Here is a 19973-nt window from a genome sequence, read left to right as displayed (position 1 = left end):
CAGCCCATGTCCAATCGCCGTACATTCGCCATCATTTCGCACCCTGACGCGGGCAAGACCACGCTGACCGAGAAGCTGCTGCTACAGGGCGGGGCGATCCATCTTGCGGGCGAGGTCAAGGCGCGCGGCGCTGCCCGTCGCGCGCGGTCGGACTGGATGAAGATCGAGCAGCAGCGCGGGATTTCGGTGACGTCGTCGGTGATGACGTTCCAGAAGGACGGCGTTGTCTTCAACCTGCTCGACACGCCGGGCCACGAGGACTTCTCCGAAGACACCTACCGCACGCTGACCGCGGTCGATTCGGCGATCATGGTGATCGACGCGGCCAAGGGCATCGAGCCGCAGACGCGCAAGCTGTTCGAGGTCTGCCGCATGCGCTCGGTCCCGATCATCACCTTCGTGAACAAGGTGGACCGCGAAGGGCGTTCGGTGTTCGAGACGCTCGATGAAGTGGCCGATGCCTTGGCGCTCGATGTGGTGCCGATGTCCTGGCCCATCGGCATGGGCGGCATCTTCCAGGGCGTGATGAACTTCGCCGACGAGACCATCGCGCGGCCCGAGGGCGACAGCCGCGAGTTCCTCGGCAAGCGCGAACCGGCAACGGACATTCCCGAAGACATCGCCGAGGAAATCGAACTGGCCCGCGCGGGCTATCCCGAGTTCGACATCGAGGCATATCGCCATGGCGACCTGACGCCGGTCTATTTCGGATCGGCGCTGAAGAACTTCGGCGTGGCCGAGCTGATCGACGCGATTGCCCGCTATGCCCCGCCACCGCGCCCGCAGAAGTCGAGCGAAGGCACGGTGGACCCGGAGCGGCCCGACGTGACCGGCTTCATCTTCAAGGTGCAGGCCAACATGGATCCGCAGCACCGTGACCGCATCGCTTTCATGCGCATGGTCTCGGGCACGTTCAAGCGCGGCATGAAGCTGACGCCATCGGGCCTTGGCAAGCCGATTGCAGTGCATTCGCCAATCCTGTTCTTCGCGCAGGACCGCGAGATTGCCGACACCGCAGAGGCGGGCGACATCATCGGCATCCCGAACCACGGGACGCTGCGCGTGGGCGATACGCTTTCGGAAAAGAACGACCTGCGCTTTACCGGCCTGCCCAACTTCGCGCCCGAAATCCTGCGCCGCGTGGTGCTGAAGGACCCGACCAAGACCAAGCAGCTGCGCAAGGCGCTGGACGACCTTTCGGAAGAAGGCGTGATCCAGGTGTTCTATCCGGAGATCGGTTCGCAGTGGATCGTCGGCGTCGTTGGCCAGTTGCAGCTCGACGTGCTGGTTTCGCGGCTTGAGGCAGAATACAAGGTCGAGGCGGTGCTCGAACCTTCGCCGTTCGATACGGCGCGGTGGCTCAAGGGGAGCGATGCGGCGCTGAAATCTTTTGCCGATTTCAACGTTTCGAATCTTGCCAAGGATCGCGACGGCGACCCGGTTTTCATGGCGCGGTCTTCGTGGGACGTGGGCTACCAGCAGGAGCGCAATCCGGAGCTGACCTTCTCGGCAACGAAGGAAAGGTAGCACCGGCAGGGTTCGCCGGGGGTTGAAACCGCAGCCCATCCGGCGCAGTTACTCGGCCCATGCAGCTACTCGGCCCCACATCGAACACCTTCATCTCGCAGCGCCTGCGCCTCCACTATGTGGACTGGGGTAACGCGGACAAGCCGCCGCTTCTGCTCGTGCATGGCGGGCGCGACCATTGCCGTTCGTGGGACTGGACCGCCGAGGCGCTGCGCGAGGACTGGCACATCATCGCGCTGGACCATCGCGGCCATGGCGATAGCCAGTGGACGCAGGACGGCAACTACCGCACGATGGACCTCGTCTATGACGTCGCTCAGCTGATCCACCAGCTCGACCTGGCGCCGGTGACGATCGTCTCGCATTCGTGGGGTGCCAATACCAGCCTGCGCTATGCCGGTCTGTTTCCAGAGAACGTGCGCCGGATCGTGGCGATCGAAGGCCTGTTCCCGACGCCCGAGAACGAGGCACTGATCAAGGATGTGCCGTTTGCCCGTCGCGTCCGCGAGTTCATCGGCGAAAAGCGCAAGGCGGCCGGTCGCCTGCCGCGTCGTTACGCTTCGCTTGAAGACGCCTACGCGCGCATGAAGGGCGAGAACCCCTACCTGACCGATGCGCAGGCGCGGCACTTGACCTTGCATGGCATCAATCGGAACGAGGATGGGACGTTCAGCTGGAAGTTCGATCCCCACCTCAATGTTGACGGCTGGCCCTATGACATCTCGACCGAGCAGCGCAACGAGCTTTGGAAAGCGATCACCTGTCCGACGCTACTGCTGAATGGTGCGGATTCGTGGGCAGGCAATCCGACCAGGAACGGTATGGCCGATCACTTCCGCAATGCAGAAGTGATCGAGTTCGAGAACGCCGGGCACTGGCTGCATCACGACCAGTTCGACAAGTTCATCGCGACGCTCAAGGATTTCCTCTGATGGCACAGTTCACCGACTGCATCCTGCCCGAACATATCGACATGATCGGGCGGCAGTCGGTGTTCTTCGTGGCGACGGCGGCTGCTGAGGGGCGCATCAACCTCTCGCCCAAGGGCTATGACTGCTTTCGCGTGCTCGGACCCAACCGGGTGGCCTATCTGGACCTTGCCGGATCGGGGAACGAGACCCACGCGCACCTCGTGGCCGACGGGCGCATAACGGTCATGATGACGAACTTCCAGCAGCCCGCGCTGATCCTGCGGCTCTATGGCCATGGCAAGCCGGTCCTGCCCGCCGATCCTGCTTGGGAGGAACTGGCTGCGCATTTCACCGTGCTGCCCGGAACCCGCCAGATCTTCGACATCGCGGTCGACAGCGTGCAGACGAGCTGCGGTTGGGGCGTGCCGATCATGACGGTGGAGCAGGAGCGACAGACGCTGGTCAAGTATCATGCGCAGTCCGATCCAGCGGCATGGGAGGCCAAGATGGCTAGCCGGACGCAGAGCATCGACGGCCTGCCGGTCACCCCGACCGACCGCTACATCGGGGCTTGAGCCTGACTTGAAACTCAAGGTCGCCAGTTACAACATCCACAAGGGCGTCGGGCTTGACCGGCGGCGCGATCCCGATCGCATCCTCACGATCCTGCGCGAGATCGATGCGGACGTGATCGCCTTGCAGGAAGCCGACCGCCGCTTCGGCCTGCGCGAGGCGGTGATCCCGCGTTCGACGCTCGACGATCACAGTCCGTGGCGGGTGGTGGAGCCGGGGCACTACGACCGGGCGCGGACCGGGGCCAGCATGGGCTGGCACGGCAATGCGCTGCTGGTCCGGCGCGACATCGAGGTGCTGGGGGCCTGTGCAGTGCCGCTGCCGACGATCGAGCCGCGCGGCGCGGTCTGCGCGACGTTGCGTGTTAATGGTGTGCTGGTACGCGTCGTGGGGATGCATCTCGATCTTTCGGGCCTGCGCCGTCGCCAGCAGGTGGAAGCGGTCTGCGGGCATGTGGACGGGCATGACGATCCGGGCCACGCCGTGTTCATGGGCGATCTCAACGAATGGTCGCCATCGGGCGGGGCGCTTTCGGCATTTGCGCCGCCGCTGCGCGTGTTGGCGCCGGGGCGCAGTTTCCCCTCGCGGCGCCCGGTGGCGCAGCTTGACCGGATCGTGGTGAGCGAGGGTCTGATGGTTGACGCAGCAGGTGTGCATCACAGTCCACTGGCTGCTGTGGGATCGGACCACCTGCCTGTCTGGGCGAGCCTGCGCCTGCCCTGAGATCTTGCAGCACGGCACTGTGTGCCTTGAATCGAGGCACGGATTCCTGCCTAAAAAATAGGCAAGGGTTGATGGCTGCACAAGATTCGAGCGCGTTAAACCGTCAGGCGGCCATTTTCGTTCCCGTAAATCGCTGAATCCGTAAATTTCCGGATTTGGCACGCCCTTTGCTTAATCTCCTTTGCCGGCAGGTCGCCCGGCGAGTGGGCAACAGAAGGGGGCATGAATGAAATTCATCATCGCCATCATCAAGCCGTTCAAGCTCGACGAAGTGCGTGAAGCGCTCTCGGGGCTGGGCGTGGCTGGGATGACGGTGTCGGAGGTGAAGGGCTTTGGTCGGCAAAAGGGCCAGACCGAAATCTACCGTGGCGCCGAATATTCGACCAACATGCTGCCGAAGGTGAAGATCGAAATCGCTGCGAGCGACGATCTCGCGCCGCAGATCGTCGAGACGATCCAGCAGGCTGCCAGCACCGAGGCCATCGGCGACGGGAAGGTCTTCGTCCTCGACCTCGCTTCGGCAACCCGCATTCGCACCGGCGAAACCGGGGATACCGCGCTTTGAGCGGGCCTTCCATTTCCGACCTTAGGGGAACCAACATGATCCGTAAGATGATCTGTGGCTTGGCGGGAACGGGCGCTTCGCTCTTCGCTGCCACTGCCGCTCTTGCACAGGATGGGCCGATCAAGGCCCCAACCGTCGAACAGATGGCCGGTATGGTCAACAAGGGCGACACGACCTGGATGCTGATTTCGTCGGCACTCGTCCTGATGATGAGCGTTCCGGCTCTCGCCCTTTTCTATGGCGGCCTCGTCCGCACCAAGAACATGCTCTCGGTGCTGATGCAGGTTTTCATGATCGTTTCGGTCGCTGCCCTGGTCTGGGTGAGCTGGGGCTATTCGATGGCCTTCACCAGCGGTAACGCCTTCGTTGGCGGCTTCTCGAAGATCTTCCTGATGGGCGTGGATGCCACGACCTATGCGGCGACGTTCTCGAACAACGTCTACATTCCCGAATACGCGTTCGTCATTTTCCAGATGACCTTCGCCTGCATCACGCCGGCCCTGATCGTCGGTGCCTTTGCGGAACGCGTGAAGTTCAGCGCGCTGATGGTGTTCACCGTCCTGTGGCTGACCTGCATCTACTTCCCGATGGCGCACATGGTCTGGTACTGGGCTGGCCCGGACTTCCTGGTCGATGCTCCGACCGATGCCGGTCTGCTCTGGGGCTGGGGCGCGCTCGACTTCGCTGGCGGCACCGTCGTGCACATCAACGCCGGTATCGCAGGCCTCGTCGGCTGCCTCATGATCGGCAAGCGCGTCGGCTTCGGCAAGGAAGCTACCCCGCCGCACTCGCTGACCATGACCATGATCGGCGCCTCGCTGCTGTGGGTGGGCTGGTTCGGCTTCAACGCAGGCTCCAACCTCGAAGCCAACGGCGTGACCGCAGTTGCCTTCATCAACACCTTCGTCGCCACCGCTGCTGCCGCCGTCTCCTGGGCGATCGTCGAGCAGCTTCACCACGGCAAGCCCTCGATGCTGGGCGCCGCAACGGGTGCCGTCGCTGGTCTGGTTGCGATCACTCCGGCTTCGGGCCTTGGCGCTCCGATGACCTCGATCGTCCTCGGCCTCGTCGTCTCGCCGATCTGCTACCTCTTCGTCAGCACCATCAAGAACAAGCTGAAGTACGACGATACGCTTGACGTGTTCGGCGTGCACGGCGTGGGCGGCATCGTCGGCGCCATCGCCACCGGTATCGTCGCGGCTCCTTCGCTCGGCGGCCAGGGCGTGTTCGACTACACCGTGTTCCCGGCCGGCTTCGATGCTGCCAGCTACGACATGGGCAAGCAGGTCTTCACCCAGATCAAGGCCGTCCTGTTCACCCTCGTCTTCTCGGGACTTGGCTCCGCGATCCTCTTCTTCATCATCGACAAGACCCTCGGTCTGCGTCCGACCGAAGAAGCCGAGCGCGAAGGCCTCGACATCTCCGAACACGGCGAGCGGGCCTACAACTACTGAGTTTTTACCGAATTGGCGGGGTGGGGGCTCCAGATACTCTCCCTCTCAACCCCCACTCCGCCAAACCTTGTTCCTCCTGCGAACAGACTAAGGCCGGAAGCGCTAGCCCGCTTCCGGCCCTTTTTTTGTTTGCATCCGGCGGTTCGCTTGCCGGAAAGACGCGCAAACACTAAGGCGCGGGGCATGGCAAACGCTCCCACACCCAAGGACTGGATCCTCGGCATTCACGCCTATGTCCCCGGAAAGTCGACCGGCAAGGACGGGCAGAAGCTGACCAAGCTTTCCGCCAACGAGAACCCGCTGGGGTGCAGTGTGGCGGCGCTCGAGGCACGTGGGGTTGCGGGCCATCCGGCGGTCTATCCGGACCCTGACAGCCAAGAGCTGCGTGCCGCGATTGGCGAAGTGCACGGGATCGACGCTGCGCGGATCGTGATGGGGACGGGCTCGGACGAGCTGCTCAACCTTGCGGCGCAGGCCTATGCCGGGCCGGGGGACGAGGTGCTCTACGTGCGCTACGGCTTTTCGGTCTATGACATCGCGGCGCGGCGGTGCGGCGCGGTGCCGGTGGTGGCACCCGATGCCGATTACGGCACCGATGTCGATGCGCTGCTGGCCTGCGTGACCGAGAAGACGCGGGTGGTGTTCCTTGCCAATCCCAACAACCCGACCGGTAGCTGGCTGCCGCGCGAGGAAGTGTTGCGACTGCATGCGGGGCTGCGGCCCGACGTGCTGCTGGTACTCGATGGCGCCTATGCGGAGTATCTCGATCCGGCGGACGACGATGGTGCGCTGGAACTGGCCGCAACCGCACAGAACGTGCTGGTCACGCGGACCTTTTCGAAGATTTACGGGCTTGCCGGGGAACGCATCGGCTGGGGGACGGGGCACCCTGCGATTGTCGACATGCTCAACCGCATTCGCGGGCCGTTCAACGTTTCGCTGAGCGGGCAGGCGACGGGGCTGGCGGCGGTGAAGGACCGGGCCTTCGTCGAAGCCTCGCGCCGCCACAATGCGGCCGAGCGGGCGCGGTTCGTCGGGAAGCTGGAGGCACTGGGCAACCATGGCGTGCGACCGCTGCCGAGCAAGGCGAATTTCGTGCTGATCCTGTTCGAGGGCAAGGTCACGGCAGAGCAGGTGTACCTTGGCCTGATGGACCACGGTTACATCACGCGCTGGCTGCCGGGGCAGGGCCTGCCGCAGGGCCTGCGCATCACTATCGGCACGACGCAGCAGATGGACGAGATTGCCGAAGCCATCCGCGCGATGTGCGAGGGCACGAAGTGAGCGAGGCTCCGTTCGCGCAAGTTACCATCGTCGGCCTCGGTCTGCTCGGTGGGTCGATCGGCCATGCGGTGCAGGCGTTCCTGCCGGGCGTGACTGTGGTTGGCTACGACGCCGATCCCGCTGTGCGCGAGCAGGCGCGGGCGCTGGGGCTGGCGCACCGGATTGCCGATGAGGCAGCGCAGGCAGCCGAGGGCTCGGATCTCGTCGTGTTCTGCGTGCCGGTGGGGGCGATGGGCGCAGCGGCACGGGCGATTGCGCCGGGGCTTTCGATGGGTGCGTTGGTCAGCGACGTTGGTTCGTCCAAGGAGACCGTGGCTGCTGCGCTGGCCGAGGCGCTGCCGGGCCATCACATCATTCCCGCGCACCCCGTGGCGGGTACCGAGCGCAGCGGGCCGGATGCAGGCTTTGCGACGCTGTTCCGCAACCGCTGGTGCATCATCACGCCGCCCGTCGATGCCGACCCGGCTCTGACCGCGCGGCTTCTGGCGTTCTGGGAAGCGCTGGGCGCGCGGGTCGAGACGATGGACGCGGACCACCATGACAAGGTGCTGGCCGTGACCAGCCACCTGCCCCACCTGATCGCCTATACCATCGTCGGCACCGCATCGGACCTCGAGCAGGTGACCCAGAGCGAGGTGATCAAGTATTCGGCGGGCGGCTTCCGCGACTTCACCCGCATCGCCGCTTCCGATCCGACGATGTGGCGCGACGTGTTCCTTTCGAACAAGGAAGCGGTGCTGGAGATGCTGCAGCGCTTCACCGAGGACCTGACGGAGTTGCAGAAGGCGATCCGCAAGGGCGATGGCGAGGTCCTGTTCGACCACTTCACCCGCACCCGCGCAATCCGCCGCGGCATCATCGAGATGGGCCAGGACGATGCTCGGCCCGACTTTGGGCGGTCGGACCACAACGGCACCAAGTCAGCCGAAGAGGAATAGAAGCGCCACGGCCCACATCACGGCGGTGGAGAGCCAGCCGCCGATGGCGAGGCGGCGGGGGATGACGAGGCGGCCCATGATACGCGGGTTGCGCGCGATCATCATCGTCACGACCATCAGCGGCGGGGCGAGCAACCCGTTGACCACGGCTGACCAGTAGAGCGCGCGCATCGGATCGATGTGGATGAAGTTGAGCGCCACGCCGCCGAGCGTTGCCAGTGCGATGGCGCCGTAGAAGGCCTTGGCCTCGCGCGGGCGGCGGTCGAGGCCCTCGGTCCAGCGGAAGGTTTCACTGACCGCATAGGCGGCAGAGCCTGCAAGGACCGGCACGGCAAGCAGGCCGGTGCCGATGATGCCAAGCGCGAAGAGGGCGAAGGCGAACTCGCCTGCGATGGGGCGCAGGGCCGATGCGGCCTGCTCGGCCGACTGCACGCCGGTCATGCCATTTGCGTGGAGCGTGGCCGCTGTCGCCAAGACGATGGACAGGGCTGTGATGTTGGAAAAGCCCATGCCGGTGAGCGTGTCGTTGCGAATGCGGCGCAATTCGGGTCCTGCCTCGCGCGGGGTGATGCACAGCGGCTTGGTGTGGCGGCGGTGGCGCTCCTCCACTTCCTGGCCTGCCTGCCAGAAGAACAGGTACGGACTGATCGTGGTGCCGAAGATGGCAACCAGAGCCATCGTGTGATCGCGGTCGAGCGCGAACGTGGGCACGGTCAGGCCGTGCAGTGCCGCGCGCCAGTCGACATCGGCGACAAGGACGACGGCAATATAGGAGAACAGCGAGAGCGTGGTCCATTTGAGGATGCGGGCGTAGCGCTCGTAGCTGACGAGCACTTCGGCCAGCACGCTCGCCACGCCGAACAGCAGCACGAACAGGTGCTCCGGGCCGGGGATCAGCAGGGCAAGCACCGCGCCCATCGCGCCGAGGTCTGCACCCAGATTGATCACGTTGGCGACGAGCAGGAGCAGGACCATCGTGCGCAGGAGCGCGGGGTGATAGTGGCGGCGCAGGTTGTGTGCGATGCCGCGCCCGGTCGTCGCGCCGATCCTCGCGCAGATCGCCTGGATCGAGACGAGCAGCGGCAGGGCCAGGATCATCGACCAGGCCAGCGAATAGCCAAACTGCGCGCCGACCTGGCTGTAGGTGCCGATGCCGGAGGGATCGTCGTCAGCCGCGCCGGTGACGAGACCGGGGCCGAGCACTTCCATCATCGAGCGCTTTTCGTCCGCGCTCTGAACGGAAGTGCCTGTGACCGGACGGGTCATGCGTTGAGCGCGTTTATGGCGGCTTCGACGCGGGCTTCGATCTCCTCGCGCGGGAGGCCCGGCGGAATTTCCTCGGCGAAGCGGTAGCGGATGGTGCCCGATAGCTTCCACGTGCGGTGATAGAGCGGGCCGCTGTCAACCGCGACGGGGATGACCGGCAGGCCGAGCAGCTTGTAGATCCCGGCAAAACCCGCCTGCAGATCGCGGCGCTGGCCGTGGGGGACGCGGGTGCCTTCGGGGAAGATGATCAGCGGGCGATCCTCGGCAACACGGCGACGGGCTTCGCTGAGCATCTTGCGCAGGGCCTTTGCACCGGCCTCGCGCTCGACCCCGATCAGGCCGAAGCTTTCGCCGGCCTTGCCCCAGCCGGGAATGCGCAGCAGTTCGGCCTTGGCGAAGACGACCGGCACGCGGAACAGGCGCGGCATGTCTATCGCTTCGAAGAAGGATTCATGGCGCACGGCATAGAGCACGCCGGGCTTGAACACCGGGTCCTGCAGTTCCACCCGGATGCCAAGGAGCCAGCGGCAGCAGGTGCGATGCCATGCACTCCAGCCGCGCACGACCGCACGGAACGGGCCCTGCGCCCGGTGCATGAGTACTAGCGCGGCAAGCACGTAGGGCACCGATCCGATGTAGAACGTCGGGTAGAACAGGAGGCTGCGGGGAATGGAAAGCAGATTGCGCAAGATTACCAGCCGATCAGACTCGCCACGCCCCAGGCAACCACCCGGGCGACGAGCTTGTTGTATTCGATGAACAGGATGCGGAAGCTGGGCTTTGAGGGCACCGCGTCCTCGACGATGATCAGGCTGCTGGGCGCTTCTGCGGCAAGATCGAAGGCGGCGCGGCGCATGTGCCAGTCGGTCGTCACCAGGCGGACCGAGCGGAGCTTGTACTCCTTGACCCAGCGCGTCGTCTCGACCGCGTTGCTGCGGGTATCGACCGCGTCATAGCCGAGCACGACGCAGCAGGTCATCAGCCGTTCGGGCACTTTGTATTCCACGGCGAACTCACGCGGGCGGACCTCGCGATCCACGCCCGAGACGAGCAGGCGGCGCGCGCGGCCCTTCTCGATCACGCTCAGTGCATGGGGGATACGGCCGCCGCCGCCGGTGAGCGCAACGACGCCGTCGGTCCGCACGGGTTCCACCACCGGACGGGGCAGGAACACCGCGAACCAGATGAAGCCCAGTGCCCATGCGATGACGAGCAGCGAGAATAGCCGGCGAAAGATGCCACGGCTGGTCATAGCATGCGCCTCAAGGCGCTGAGGACGGTGAGGCGCGCGGTCAGCACCGCAAGCAGGACACCGCCCACGGGAATGCAGCAGATCGCCAGCCAGTCGCTCCATGCGAGGCCCCCTGCGGCCATCATGCCCGAGCCGAGCGCGGCGAACTGCCGTCCGAGCAGGCTGGTGACGACGACGCCGAGCAGCAGCCCGCCGATGCCGCCAGCCGCCGCATCAACCGCCATCGAGCGCTGGAATATCCGCGCGATCTGCGCGTCGGTCCCGCCGAGCATGTGGACGATCTCGATCGTGCCGCGGTGGTTGCCCAGTGCATTGCGCGAGGCGAGTAGCACGGTGGCGATGGTGGCGAAGGCAAGCAGCGCGATCAGGCCGCCTGCGAGCCACTGCAGGGCGTGAACCGCCTCGAACACCGGGGCGAGCCAACTGGCCTGCGCATCGATCCGCGCCGCCGGCGCCTTCCCGCGCAACGCTTGGCGCAGCGCGCCGAGGCGGTTGGCGTCGGCGCTGCCGGACAGGCGCACGTCGATCAGGGCCGGAACTGGGAGCGCGTTGACATCGTCTCCGGCGGTGGTGCCTAGCCACGGCTCTACCAGAGCGTCGAGCTCCTTCTGGGGGACGAGGCGTGCTTCGGCGACGCCGGGGGCAGACTTCAACGCGGCGAGCGCGGCATTGGCCTGGCGGTCCCGCTCACGCGGGGCGCCGTGGACGATCTGGACGGTGACGCCGCCTGCCACATCGGCGCGGGCGGCGCGGGCGGTGTTGCGCAGGGCAAGGCCGCTGGCGGTAGCGACGACGGTCAACCCGATCATGATCGCGATGACCCAAGGCATCGGGCCGGAAAGCTTGCCCTGGGGCAGCAGGCGGCTTTCGGCGCTGGTCCGTTCGCGCCAGTCTGCGCCCAAGGCATTGTTGATGGCGGGCAGGATGCTCATGCGCCAAGCACGTCCGGACGGGGCGGGCTGGCCATGCGACGCGGCGGATAGCGCAGCGCGCCCGTGGGATCGGACAGGCGGCCCTTGTCGAGCCGCATGATAAGCGATTCGGGCACCTTCTGGATCAGGTGAACATCGTGGGTGGCGACGACGACGGTGGTACCGAGGCGGTTCAGCGCCTCGAACAGGCGCAGCAGCTTGACTGCCATTTCAGGATCGACGTTGCCGGTCGGCTCGTCGGCCACAAGCATGTCAGGGCGGCCGATCACCGCGCGGGCAATGGCGACGCGCTGCTGTTCGCCACCCGAAAGCGTGGCGGGACGGGCGTGACTGCGATCGCCGAGGCCAACCCATTCGAGCATGTCGGTGACCGGCTTGACGATGTCACGCTCTGGCACGCCGGCCACGCGCAAGGGCAGCGCGACGTTGTCGAACGCCGAGAGGTGGGGAACGAGACGGAAGTCCTGAAATACCACGCCGAGGCGGCGGCGGAAGCCGGGCAGGCGTTCGCGGGGCAGGGTGATCGCATCGGTCCCGAACATGCGGATCAGCCCGCGCGAGGGGCGCTGGGCGAGGTAGAGCAGCTTGAGCATGCTCGTCTTGCCTGCGCCCGATGCGCCGGTGAGGAAATAGAAGCGCCCGGAATACAAAGTGAAGCTGACGTCGGTCAGCACTTCCTTGCCCGTGCCATAGCGCAGGCCGACGTTGTCGAAATGGACAATCTCCGCGTCGTCTGGCTGGCTCATGAGGTGGAGACTGTACCCGTTTGTTCTGCGCCGTCGTTACGCCTGAAGGGCTATACGCGGCAATCCATGTGGAAAAAAGGCCGTGGACGCGTTTTGTCTCGGGTGTTGCTATTGTTTCTTGCTGTCCGACCATGCTTAACCCGCTGAATGATCATTGCGTGCCCAGCCTGCTCGACGCGCTATGTCGTTCCCGACACCGCGATCGGCGTGGACGGCAGGACCGTGCGTTGCGCGCGGTGCCGCCATTCGTGGTTCCAGAACGGCCCTGAGCTGCCCGAACGCCTCGAGGGGACTGCCGTGGCGGAAGGGGTTGTGACTGCGGGCGATGCTGCAGTCGTTGCTGCACCACCACCGCCTGCACCTGCTGCGGCGCCTGCGCCATCCCCAGCACCTGCGGCAGCGAGCGAGCCCGATCTTCCGTTCGGCGCAGCGAGTGCTCCGCGCGAAGCCGAGCCGCCGACACCGCCGCCTCTGCCGCATCCTGCGCGGCGGACGTATGGGGCAGCTCCCGTCGAGGACGACCAGTCGCCCTTCGATCACCAGCCGCCTTTCAGACCGCGGCGCAATCCGGCCAAGTTGTGGACGATCGCGGCGGTGGCCTTTGCGTTGACCGTGGCGGCGCTAGGGGGTGCGGCGTATTACTTCGGCCTGCCGCAATGGCTGCCGGGAACCGGACAGGCCTTCGGCGCCGAACGCCCGGATCTCGAACTGTCGTTCCCGCCGGAAAAGCAGGACCGCAGACAGCTGCCAAACGGTACCAAGTACTTCGGCGTGAGCGGCACGGTGACCAACACCGGCAAGGAAGTCCGCGCACTTCCGGAAATCTTGATCGTGCTGCGCGATTCGGGCGACAAGGTGGTGAAGACCTGGGACGTTCCGCCGCCGCAGGAAGAACTTGCCCCCGGTGAAAGCGTGACGATCAACGCGGCGGTCACCGACGTGCCGCAGTCCGCCAAGTTCGCGGAAATCGGTTGGAAGCCCGACTGATCCCTGCCGGTTTGCGCGCTTGCGCGAAAAATTGCGCGAAGCTTGTTGCGCCCGCCAGACTCCTTTGCTAGGGGCGCGCTCCTACCCCACCACGGGGCGCCGATCACAGGTCGGGCACCCCGTTTGATTTTGCGGTCGTGGCGGAATTGGTAGACGCGCAACGTTGAGGTCGTTGTGGGCGAAAGCCCGTGGAAGTTCGAGTCTTCTCGACCGCACCATCATCATCCGAACAGTGTGATCCTTGCCTTCGGGCACCCGTGGCCACATGGCCATCCCGACCGGCAATCAGCGCATGGGTGCTCGACCAGGACCAGTCCTCGCATCGGGGCACAAGGCGGGCGCGGACAGGGTTGAAGGCGATATAGCGCAGTGCCGCGACGAAATACGTCTCATCCATGGCGACAGAACTGATCCGTCCCTGCCAGAGATGGCCGGTCACGCGCAGGCGGGCGTTGATTTATCCGGTGTATGGCGGTGGACATAGCGGAACGTGCGGCGCAGGCCGTCTTCATAGGACGGCACGGCCACGATGTGCACGTGGCTGGGCATGACGCACCAGGACCATATCTCCACACCTGAGCGAGCGGACGTCAGTAATTGGGGATTTTTGTACCTGTCACCGTAATTTCGTAATTTCTGGCACCGTGATTTCAAAGTCGGCCCTCTGGCAGACTTCCTTTGTATCAACACAATGGTGTGTTGCGCACGACCTGCGCGACGATCAGTCGCCTGATAGCCAGCCGCCCAATGTGCCCAGTATGCCTTTGTCGGCATCAAGCACGTCTGCAGCCGCCATGCCAACATCGTCGAGGCCACCTGCTGCTTGCCCGGTCATCGCTCCGCCGGCAAAACCTGCCGCAGCGCCCGCCAGTCCGACTGCCCCCACAACACCGACCGCACCCGCCGCAGCCAATCCCCCGAGGCTGGTTTCACCGCCATAGCCCACGCCTTGCGCAACCCCCATGATGTTCAGCGCCAGACGGGCGAAAGGTACAGATTGTATCCACACCGTACCCGGTCCGGTAAGCGCAGCATAGAACAAGCCTTCGCCGCCCAGCAGGCGGTTGCGAACACCGCCACCAGCCATGACCACCCGGAAGTCCACGCTTTCGGTATAGGCCGCAACACAGCCCGTATCCACGTGGATACGCTCTCCGGCGGCAAGCTGGCGTTCAATAACCGAGCCGCCCATATGGACGAAGGCCCAGCCATCGCCTTCGAGCTTTTGCATCATGAAGCCTTCGCCGCCGAACATGCCGGTGATCCCGCCCCGTATCATGCCTGCCAGCCCCCCGCCGCGCATCCCCGGAATAAGCGTGACGCCCACCGAGACACCGCGCGCTGCCGCCAGAAAGCTTTCGCGCTGGCAGATAACCTTACCGCCATAGTCTGAAAGGCGCAGGGGGAGGATATTGCCCGGCATGGGCGAAGAGAAGGCGATCTTTGCACGTTTCGAAATGCCCACGCCATTGTTGGTGAACATTGCCAGAAACAGACTTTCGCCAGAGAGCATGCGTTTGCCCGCATTGAGCAGCTTGCTGCCGAATCCCTGCCCCGGACGGTTATCGGTATCGAGCACGGTGGATGGCTCAATGTCGAAATCCTTCCAGACCATCGCCCCTGGCTCTGCAATCACGCTTTCGCCCGGATCAAGTTCGATCTCGACAAACTGAAGATCATTGCCGAGAATCTGGAAATCGATGTCGTCGGCAAGACCGGCTTCGCGTTCGTGCCCATAGCGCGGCTGCGCCATGCCAAAGCCACCGGTTGGGGGGAGCGCTGCACCCTGTGCCAGACCTGCAGCTGGCACAATGCGTCTGCCAAATCCGCTTGGTCGTTCGTTCATCGCGCTCACCCTGTTGTATACACCACGATTGTTACTCAGTGAGACTGTGGCAAGGATGAGTTGCAAAATGATTGATACGAATGCAATGACTGCACCCTCAATTCTGGGAAATTGCGGGGACAGAATTTACCGGGCAGGTGCAGAATTCACCAAAATACTCCCCGCTTCTCGCTAAGTCCAGCCATGCCTCTGCGCCGTACAACAAAGAGCGCGAGGGTCATGGTCATTGCAACATGACTTGTTCCTGCGTTTGGCACCAGCGTGAAAGCGCGAATGGCTCGTGGGGCGGACAGCAGGATCGGCGGGCATGGCGGCGGCGCACGATGTGAGGGAAGTGCAATCCTTGCGCTTGGGGAAATCCGTTTTTCTCCGGCGACGGAACCGGCTGCGCTTACGCCGCGTTTGGTGATTGGATGAGACGCATGACCCCTTGCGGGGCGCTGGCCGAAAGGTTGGCGCCCCGTTTTTCTTGTGCGGTCAGGTGAGATCCGAAAGCGCGATCTGCTGGCCTTCCGCCGCGGCCTTGTTGGCAGCGCGGCGCAGGCGTTCGATGTGGAGGCGGCCTTCGGGGATGTCCTCCTTGGGCAGAGCGTCGAGAGAGGTGCGGTAGATTTCCTCGAAGTCCTCGGCGAACTCGCCGTGGGTGAGGATCAGGCCGCGGTTCTCGATCATGCCCTGCAGGGTCTTTTGCCCGACCTCGAGTGGGTCCATGCCGAGTTCGAAGGCGGTGCCGAACTGTTCGAGTTCAGCCGCGTCTGCCGGGGCGAAGCCGGAATCCGCGTAACCTTCAGGCCGCTTGAGAGCGCTGGTCCAGGCGTTGGTGCGAGTGAGGCCGGGGCACATCAGCGAGACGCCGATGCCATGCGGGGCGAGGTTGTAGCGCAAGCTTTCGGTCAGGCCGCGCACGGCGAACTTGCTGGCGGTGTATATCCCTGCCTGCGGGCCGGAGACGTAGGCCGCCATCGAGGCGACGTTGACCACGTGGCCGCCTTCGCCATGGGCCTTCATGCCTGGCAGGAACGAGACCAGGCCGTTGACCACGCCGCCGAAGTTGACGCCCATGATCCAGTCGTAATCGGCATAGCTTGCCTCGTCGGTCGGGCCGAACACGCTGACCCCGGCATTGTTGACGAGGACGTGGACCTTGCCAACCTCGGCTGCGACCTCGGCAAAGCGGGCGCGGTCGGTTACGTCGAGCTGGACGAAGCGGGCAGGGGGCAGGGCATTGTCGGCCAGCCAGCGGGCGGCGTCCTCGCGGTCAGCATCCTTGCGGTAGGTCAGGATCAAGTCCATCCCGGCGAGCGCAAAGGCGCGGGCAATGCCGAACCCGATGCCGTTCACGCCGCCGGTAATGAATGCGGTCTTGCCCCGGAAATCCGTCATATGTCGCTCCTCTTCCGTTTGGCAGGCTAACAATCGTGAGGATTGTCGGCAACCGCGCGAAGTGAAACGAACGACTTATCAGGCCATGGCCATCAGGCTCGCATTGCCGCCCGCCGCCGTGGTGTTGATCGAGAGCGACACTTCGCCGACGAGCATGGCATCGCCATCGGCGGGGCAGAGCACCGGCACGATCGCGCCTTCGAGCGCGGCGACGGCCTGCTGGATAGCCATGGTGAAGGGCGCATCGCCATCGACCAGTGCGCGAGCGAAGGGGCCTTGGGCTTGCCAGCCCGGTTCTGCGACGACCGGAGTTCCGCCAAGGGAGGCGACGCGCACCGATAGGGCGGCGAGGCGCGTGGCGTCCTGCGCGGCGACGAGGACCCTGCCGACGGGGCGCAGGGCGTGGACATTGCGTTCACCCACCGGGCCTGCCAGTTCGCGCTCGCCAAGTGCGATGGCGGGCGCTGCGGGGGCAGTGGCGACGAGGCGACGCAAGTATAGCGGGCCGCCTGCCTTGGGGCCGGTGCCGGACAGGCCGTGACCGCCGAAGGGCTGTACGCCCACCACCGCGCCGATGACGTTGCGGTTGACGTAGATGTTCCCTGCATGGGCGCGCGTCGTCACCCGGGCGACGGTTTCGTCGAGCCGGGTATGAAGGCCGAAGGTCAGGCCGTAGCCCCAGGCGTTGATGCGATCGACGAGTGCATCCATGTCCGCGCGGGCGAAGCGGATGACGTGGAGGACCGGGCCGAACACTTCGCGGGTGAGCAGGGCCGGGTCTGACAGTTCGATGATCGTTGGCGCAACAAAAGTGCCGTTGGCCGCTTCGGGGCCGAGCGGCAGGCGGTGGACCGGACAGCCTGCGCTGGCGAGACGCGCGATGTGGGCTTCGATGCCCTCGCGAGCCTCGGCGGTGATTACCGGACCGATGTCGGCACTGAGGGCGTCGGTGCGACCTACGGAGAGTTCGGCGAGTGCGCCGCGCAGCATGGTGAGCACGTGGTCGGCAATGTCTTCCTGCAGGCAGAGCACACGCAGGGCCGAGCAGCGCTGTCCCGCGCTGTCGAAGGCCGAGGCGATGACATCGGCGACGACTTGCTCGGCAAGGGCCGAACTGTCGACGATCATCGCGTTCTGGCCGCCGGTCTCGGCAATCAGCGGGATCGGGCGGCCATCGGGCGAAAGGCGCGTGGCGAGCTGGCGCTGGATCAGGCGGCCGACTTCGGTGGAACCGGTGAACAGGACGGCGCTGGTGCCGGGGGCTTCGATCAGGGCAGCGCCGATGGCGCCATCGCCGGGGACGAGGATCAGGGCATCGTCGGGAACGCCTGCCTCATGGAGGATGCGCACGGCTTCCCATGCGATCAGCGGGGTCTCTTCGGCCGGCTTGGCGAGGACGGCATTGCCCGCCATCAGCGCGGCGGCGATTTGCCCTGTGAAGATCGCCAGCGGGAAGTTCCAGGGGCTGATGCAGATGGCAGTTCCGAGCGGGCGTGATCCGGCGAGCGATGCGCCTTGCCCTGCGTAATAGCGCAGGAAGTCGATTGCCTCGCGCACTTCGGCAATGGCATTGGGGACGGACTTGCCAGCCTCGCGCACGATCAGTGCGATGAGTTCGGGCATAAGTGCCTGCATCGCGTCGGCCGCGCGTTCGAGCACGACGGCGCGGGCTGCGAGCGGGCTTGCGCCCCAGCGCGAGGCGGCTGCGAGGCGGTGGGCATCGGCAACCGCTTCGGGCAGGGCTTCGCGCACGGTGCCGACGATATCGCGATGGTCGGCGGGGTTGCGTACCTGGCGCGGCCCTGCGGCGGGGAGCTCTGCCGTTGGTGCGGCGTGGCGGACGAGGCGCGAGACGGCGCGGAAGCGTTCGCTGATGGCTTCAAGCGTCGCCTCGTCGGCAAGGTCCAACCCCGTGCTGTTGCGGCGATCAGGGTAGAGAGCCGAGGGGAGGGCGATCAGCGGGTGGGGCGCGCCGGGATCATCGGCTGCGGAGACTTCGGCGACCGGATCGGCGATGATGTCTTCCACCGGCACGTCGGGGTTGGCGATGCGGTTGACAAAGGATGAGTTCGCGCCGTTTTCCAGCAGGCGGCGGACGAGGTAGGCGAGCAGAGTTTCGTGCGTGCCGACCGGGGCATAGATGCGGCAGGGCCGGTCGAGCTTGTCCGGGCCGACCACCTCATCATAGAGCGGCTCCCCCATGCCGTGGAGGCACTGGAATTCGTAGTCACCGACGCGGAAGTTCTCGCCCGCCATCGAAAGGATCGTGGCCAGCGTCTGGGCGTTGTGCGTGGCGAATTGCGGGAACACCGCATCGCGCGCGGACAGCAGGCGTCGGGCGCAGGCGATGTAGGCAATGTCGGTGTGAACCTTGCGGGTATAGACCGGGAAGCCCGCCTGCCCCTCGACCTGAGCGCGCTTGATCTCGGCATCCCAGTATGCGCCCTTGACCAGCCGGACCATGATCCGGCGGCCCGAGCGGCGGGCAAGGTCGACGATCCAGTCGATCACAAAGGGGCAGCGCTTGCCATAGGCCTGGACGACGAAGCCGAGGCCGTTCCAGCCTGCCAGTTCGGGATCGGTTGCGAGCGCTTCGAGCAGGTCGAGCGAAAGTTCGAGCCGGTCTGCTTCTTCGGCATCGATATTGAGACCGATGTCATAGCGTAGCGCGAGCGCAGACAGTGATTTCACGCGGGGCAGAAGCTCGGCGACCACGCGCGCCTGCTGGGCGCGGGAATAGCGGGGGTGGAGCGCGGAGAGCTTTATCGAAATGCCGGGGCCGTCATAGATGCCCCGCCCGGCGGCGGCCTTGCCGATGGCGTGGATCGCGTTCTCGTAGTCCGCGAAGTAGCGGGCGGCGTCCTTTGCGGTCATCGCCGCTTCGCCGAGCATGTCGTAGCTGTTACGGAAGCCACGTTCCTCCAGCGGGCGGGCGCGCTTGAGGGCTTCGGCAATGGTTTCGCCGGTCACGAACTGCTCGCCCATCATGCGCATGGCAAGGTCGACGCCGCGCCGGATGACCGGCTCGCCAGCGCGGGCGATCAGCCGGGTGAGCGCGCTGCCAAGGCCTGTGTCGTCCACGCTTGACGTGAGCTTGCCGGTGACGACGAGACCCCAGGTGGCGGCGTTGACGAAGAGCGAGCGGTCGCTGCCGAGGTGTGCGAGCCAGTCGCCGCCTGAAATCTTGTCGCGGATCAGGTCGTCGCGGGTGTCGTTGTCCGGGATACGTAGCAGGGCTTCGGCCAGGCACATCAGCGCGACGCCTTCCTGCGTGGACAGGGCATATTCCTGCACCAATTGATCAACGCCATTGCCGCGGGGCTTCGCGCGAAGGGTTTCTACCAGCTTGCGCGCAAGGGCCTGTGCGGAGCTGCGCGCTTGCGCGGGCAGCGTGGCGAGCGGGAGAAGGTCGGCGATGCACTCGCGCTCGGGCCTGCGGGTGGCTGCGGTGATCGCGCGGCGCAGGTCCGAGTGCTCGGCAAGGCGGGGAGCGAACTGGGCGAAGGGAAGGGGCGTGCTCATGGCCCATGATATCAGTCAGCGCTTGGGCGTTCTGACTTATCACTAAGTCAAATTAGAGAAAATC

General features: G+C 65.2%; 17 protein-coding genes and 1 tRNA gene. 10 read left to right on the top strand and 8 right to left on the bottom strand.

Annotation, left to right across the window (positions count from 1 at the left end; genetic code table 11):
* The first annotated feature begins 6 nt into the window (after positions 1–6).
* The 8 genes from IQ25_RS17110 to IQ25_RS17075 all read left to right on the top strand — a co-directional run bounded on the left by IQ25_RS17110 (position 7) and on the right by IQ25_RS17075 (position 7975).
* A complete protein-coding gene (locus IQ25_RS17110; RefSeq protein WP_144907482.1) occupies positions 7–1527 on the top strand; it encodes a peptide chain release factor 3 in 1521 nt (506 codons plus the stop codon).
* 59 nt (positions 1528–1586) lie between these two features.
* Entirely contained in the window at positions 1587–2459 is an 873-nt protein-coding gene (locus IQ25_RS17105; protein ID WP_144907481.1) for an alpha/beta fold hydrolase, read from the top strand.
* A complete protein-coding gene (locus IQ25_RS17100; RefSeq protein ID WP_144907480.1) occupies positions 2459–3013 on the top strand; it encodes a pyridoxamine 5'-phosphate oxidase family protein in 555 nt (184 codons plus the stop codon). Before IQ25_RS17105 ends, IQ25_RS17100 begins: the two co-directional genes overlap by 1 nt.
* A gap of 7 nt (positions 3014–3020) precedes the next feature.
* Positions 3021–3734: an endonuclease/exonuclease/phosphatase family protein gene (locus IQ25_RS17095; RefSeq protein WP_144907479.1), complete on the top strand. Its 714-nt coding sequence runs from the start codon at positions 3021–3023 to the stop codon at positions 3732–3734.
* A gap of 226 nt (positions 3735–3960) precedes the next feature.
* Positions 3961–4299 (top strand): P-II family nitrogen regulator, encoded by a 339-nt coding sequence (locus IQ25_RS17090; RefSeq protein ID WP_011444354.1) that lies wholly within the window; start codon positions 3961–3963, stop codon positions 4297–4299.
* 35 nt (positions 4300–4334) lie between these two features.
* Positions 4335–5753, top strand: coding sequence for an ammonium transporter (locus tag IQ25_RS17085; RefSeq protein WP_144907478.1), 1419 nt, complete (start codon positions 4335–4337; stop codon positions 5751–5753).
* A gap of 183 nt (positions 5754–5936) precedes the next feature.
* Entirely contained in the window at positions 5937–7037 is a 1101-nt protein-coding gene (locus IQ25_RS17080) for a pyridoxal phosphate-dependent aminotransferase (protein WP_144907477.1), read from the top strand.
* Positions 7034–7975: a prephenate/arogenate dehydrogenase family protein gene (locus IQ25_RS17075; protein WP_144907476.1), complete on the top strand. Its 942-nt coding sequence runs from the start codon at positions 7034–7036 to the stop codon at positions 7973–7975. The genes IQ25_RS17080 and IQ25_RS17075 overlap by 4 nt, the downstream gene beginning before the upstream one ends.
* Here IQ25_RS17075 and IQ25_RS17070 read toward each other — a convergent pair.
* The 5 genes from IQ25_RS17070 to ftsE are packed head-to-tail and all read right to left on the bottom strand — an operon-like array spanning position 7958 to position 12171.
* Positions 7958–9241, bottom strand: a complete 1284-nt coding sequence (locus IQ25_RS17070; RefSeq protein WP_144907475.1) for an NRAMP family divalent metal transporter — start codon at positions 9239–9241, stop codon at positions 7958–7960. The two genes, IQ25_RS17075 and IQ25_RS17070, sit on opposite strands and share 18 nt — an antisense overlap.
* Positions 9238–9930: a lysophospholipid acyltransferase family protein gene (locus IQ25_RS17065; protein ID WP_246415464.1), complete on the bottom strand. Its 693-nt coding sequence runs from the start codon at positions 9928–9930 to the stop codon at positions 9238–9240. Before IQ25_RS17065 ends, IQ25_RS17070 begins: the two co-directional genes overlap by 4 nt.
* A gap of 2 nt (positions 9931–9932) precedes the next feature.
* The gene (locus tag IQ25_RS17060) at positions 9933–10493 is read right to left on the bottom strand and encodes a YdcF family protein (RefSeq protein ID WP_144907474.1); all 561 of its coding nucleotides are present in this window, start codon (positions 10491–10493) and stop codon (positions 9933–9935) included.
* Complete coding sequence (locus tag IQ25_RS17055) at positions 10490–11425, bottom strand: cell division protein FtsX (protein ID WP_144907473.1); 936 nt, start codon at positions 11423–11425, stop codon at positions 10490–10492. Before IQ25_RS17055 ends, IQ25_RS17060 begins: the two co-directional genes overlap by 4 nt.
* Positions 11422–12171 carry a cell division ATP-binding protein FtsE gene (gene ftsE / locus IQ25_RS17050; RefSeq protein WP_144907472.1) on the bottom strand — a complete coding sequence of 250 codons (750 nt, stop codon included), beginning with the start codon at positions 12169–12171 and terminating at the stop codon, positions 11422–11424. The genes IQ25_RS17055 and ftsE overlap by 4 nt, the downstream gene beginning before the upstream one ends.
* A 147-nt stretch (positions 12172–12318) precedes the next feature.
* Between ftsE and IQ25_RS17045 the strand changes: the two genes are divergently transcribed.
* Positions 12319–13158, top strand: a complete 840-nt coding sequence (locus IQ25_RS17045) for an MJ0042-type zinc finger domain-containing protein (protein ID WP_144907471.1) — start codon at positions 12319–12321, stop codon at positions 13156–13158.
* A gap of 131 nt (positions 13159–13289) precedes the next feature.
* Positions 13290–13376, top strand: a tRNA-Leu gene (locus IQ25_RS17040).
* Between the two features lie 503 nt (positions 13377–13879).
* Here IQ25_RS17040 and IQ25_RS17035 read toward each other — a convergent pair.
* The 3 genes from IQ25_RS17035 to putA all read right to left on the bottom strand — a co-directional run bounded on the left by IQ25_RS17035 (position 13880) and on the right by putA (position 19909).
* Positions 13880–15004, bottom strand: a complete 1125-nt coding sequence (locus IQ25_RS17035) for an AIM24 family protein (protein ID WP_246415465.1) — start codon at positions 15002–15004, stop codon at positions 13880–13882.
* Between the two features lie 477 nt (positions 15005–15481).
* Positions 15482–16387 (bottom strand): SDR family oxidoreductase, encoded by a 906-nt coding sequence (locus IQ25_RS17030; RefSeq protein ID WP_144907470.1) that lies wholly within the window; start codon positions 16385–16387, stop codon positions 15482–15484.
* Positions 16388–16465: 78 nt separating this feature from the next.
* Positions 16466–19909 carry a bifunctional proline dehydrogenase/L-glutamate gamma-semialdehyde dehydrogenase PutA gene (gene putA, locus IQ25_RS17025; protein ID WP_144907469.1) on the bottom strand — a complete coding sequence of 1148 codons (3444 nt, stop codon included), beginning with the start codon at positions 19907–19909 and terminating at the stop codon, positions 16466–16468.
* Between the last annotated feature and the right edge of the window lie 64 nt (positions 19910–19973).

The sequence above is a fragment of the Novosphingobium taihuense genome, from assembly GCF_007830315.1.
In the GTDB taxonomy this organism is placed as follows: Bacteria; Pseudomonadota; Alphaproteobacteria; order Sphingomonadales; family Sphingomonadaceae; genus Novosphingobium; species Novosphingobium taihuense.
Note: the sequence above shows the minus strand (reverse complement) of the source record. Positions and strands in the feature narration are given on the sequence as shown.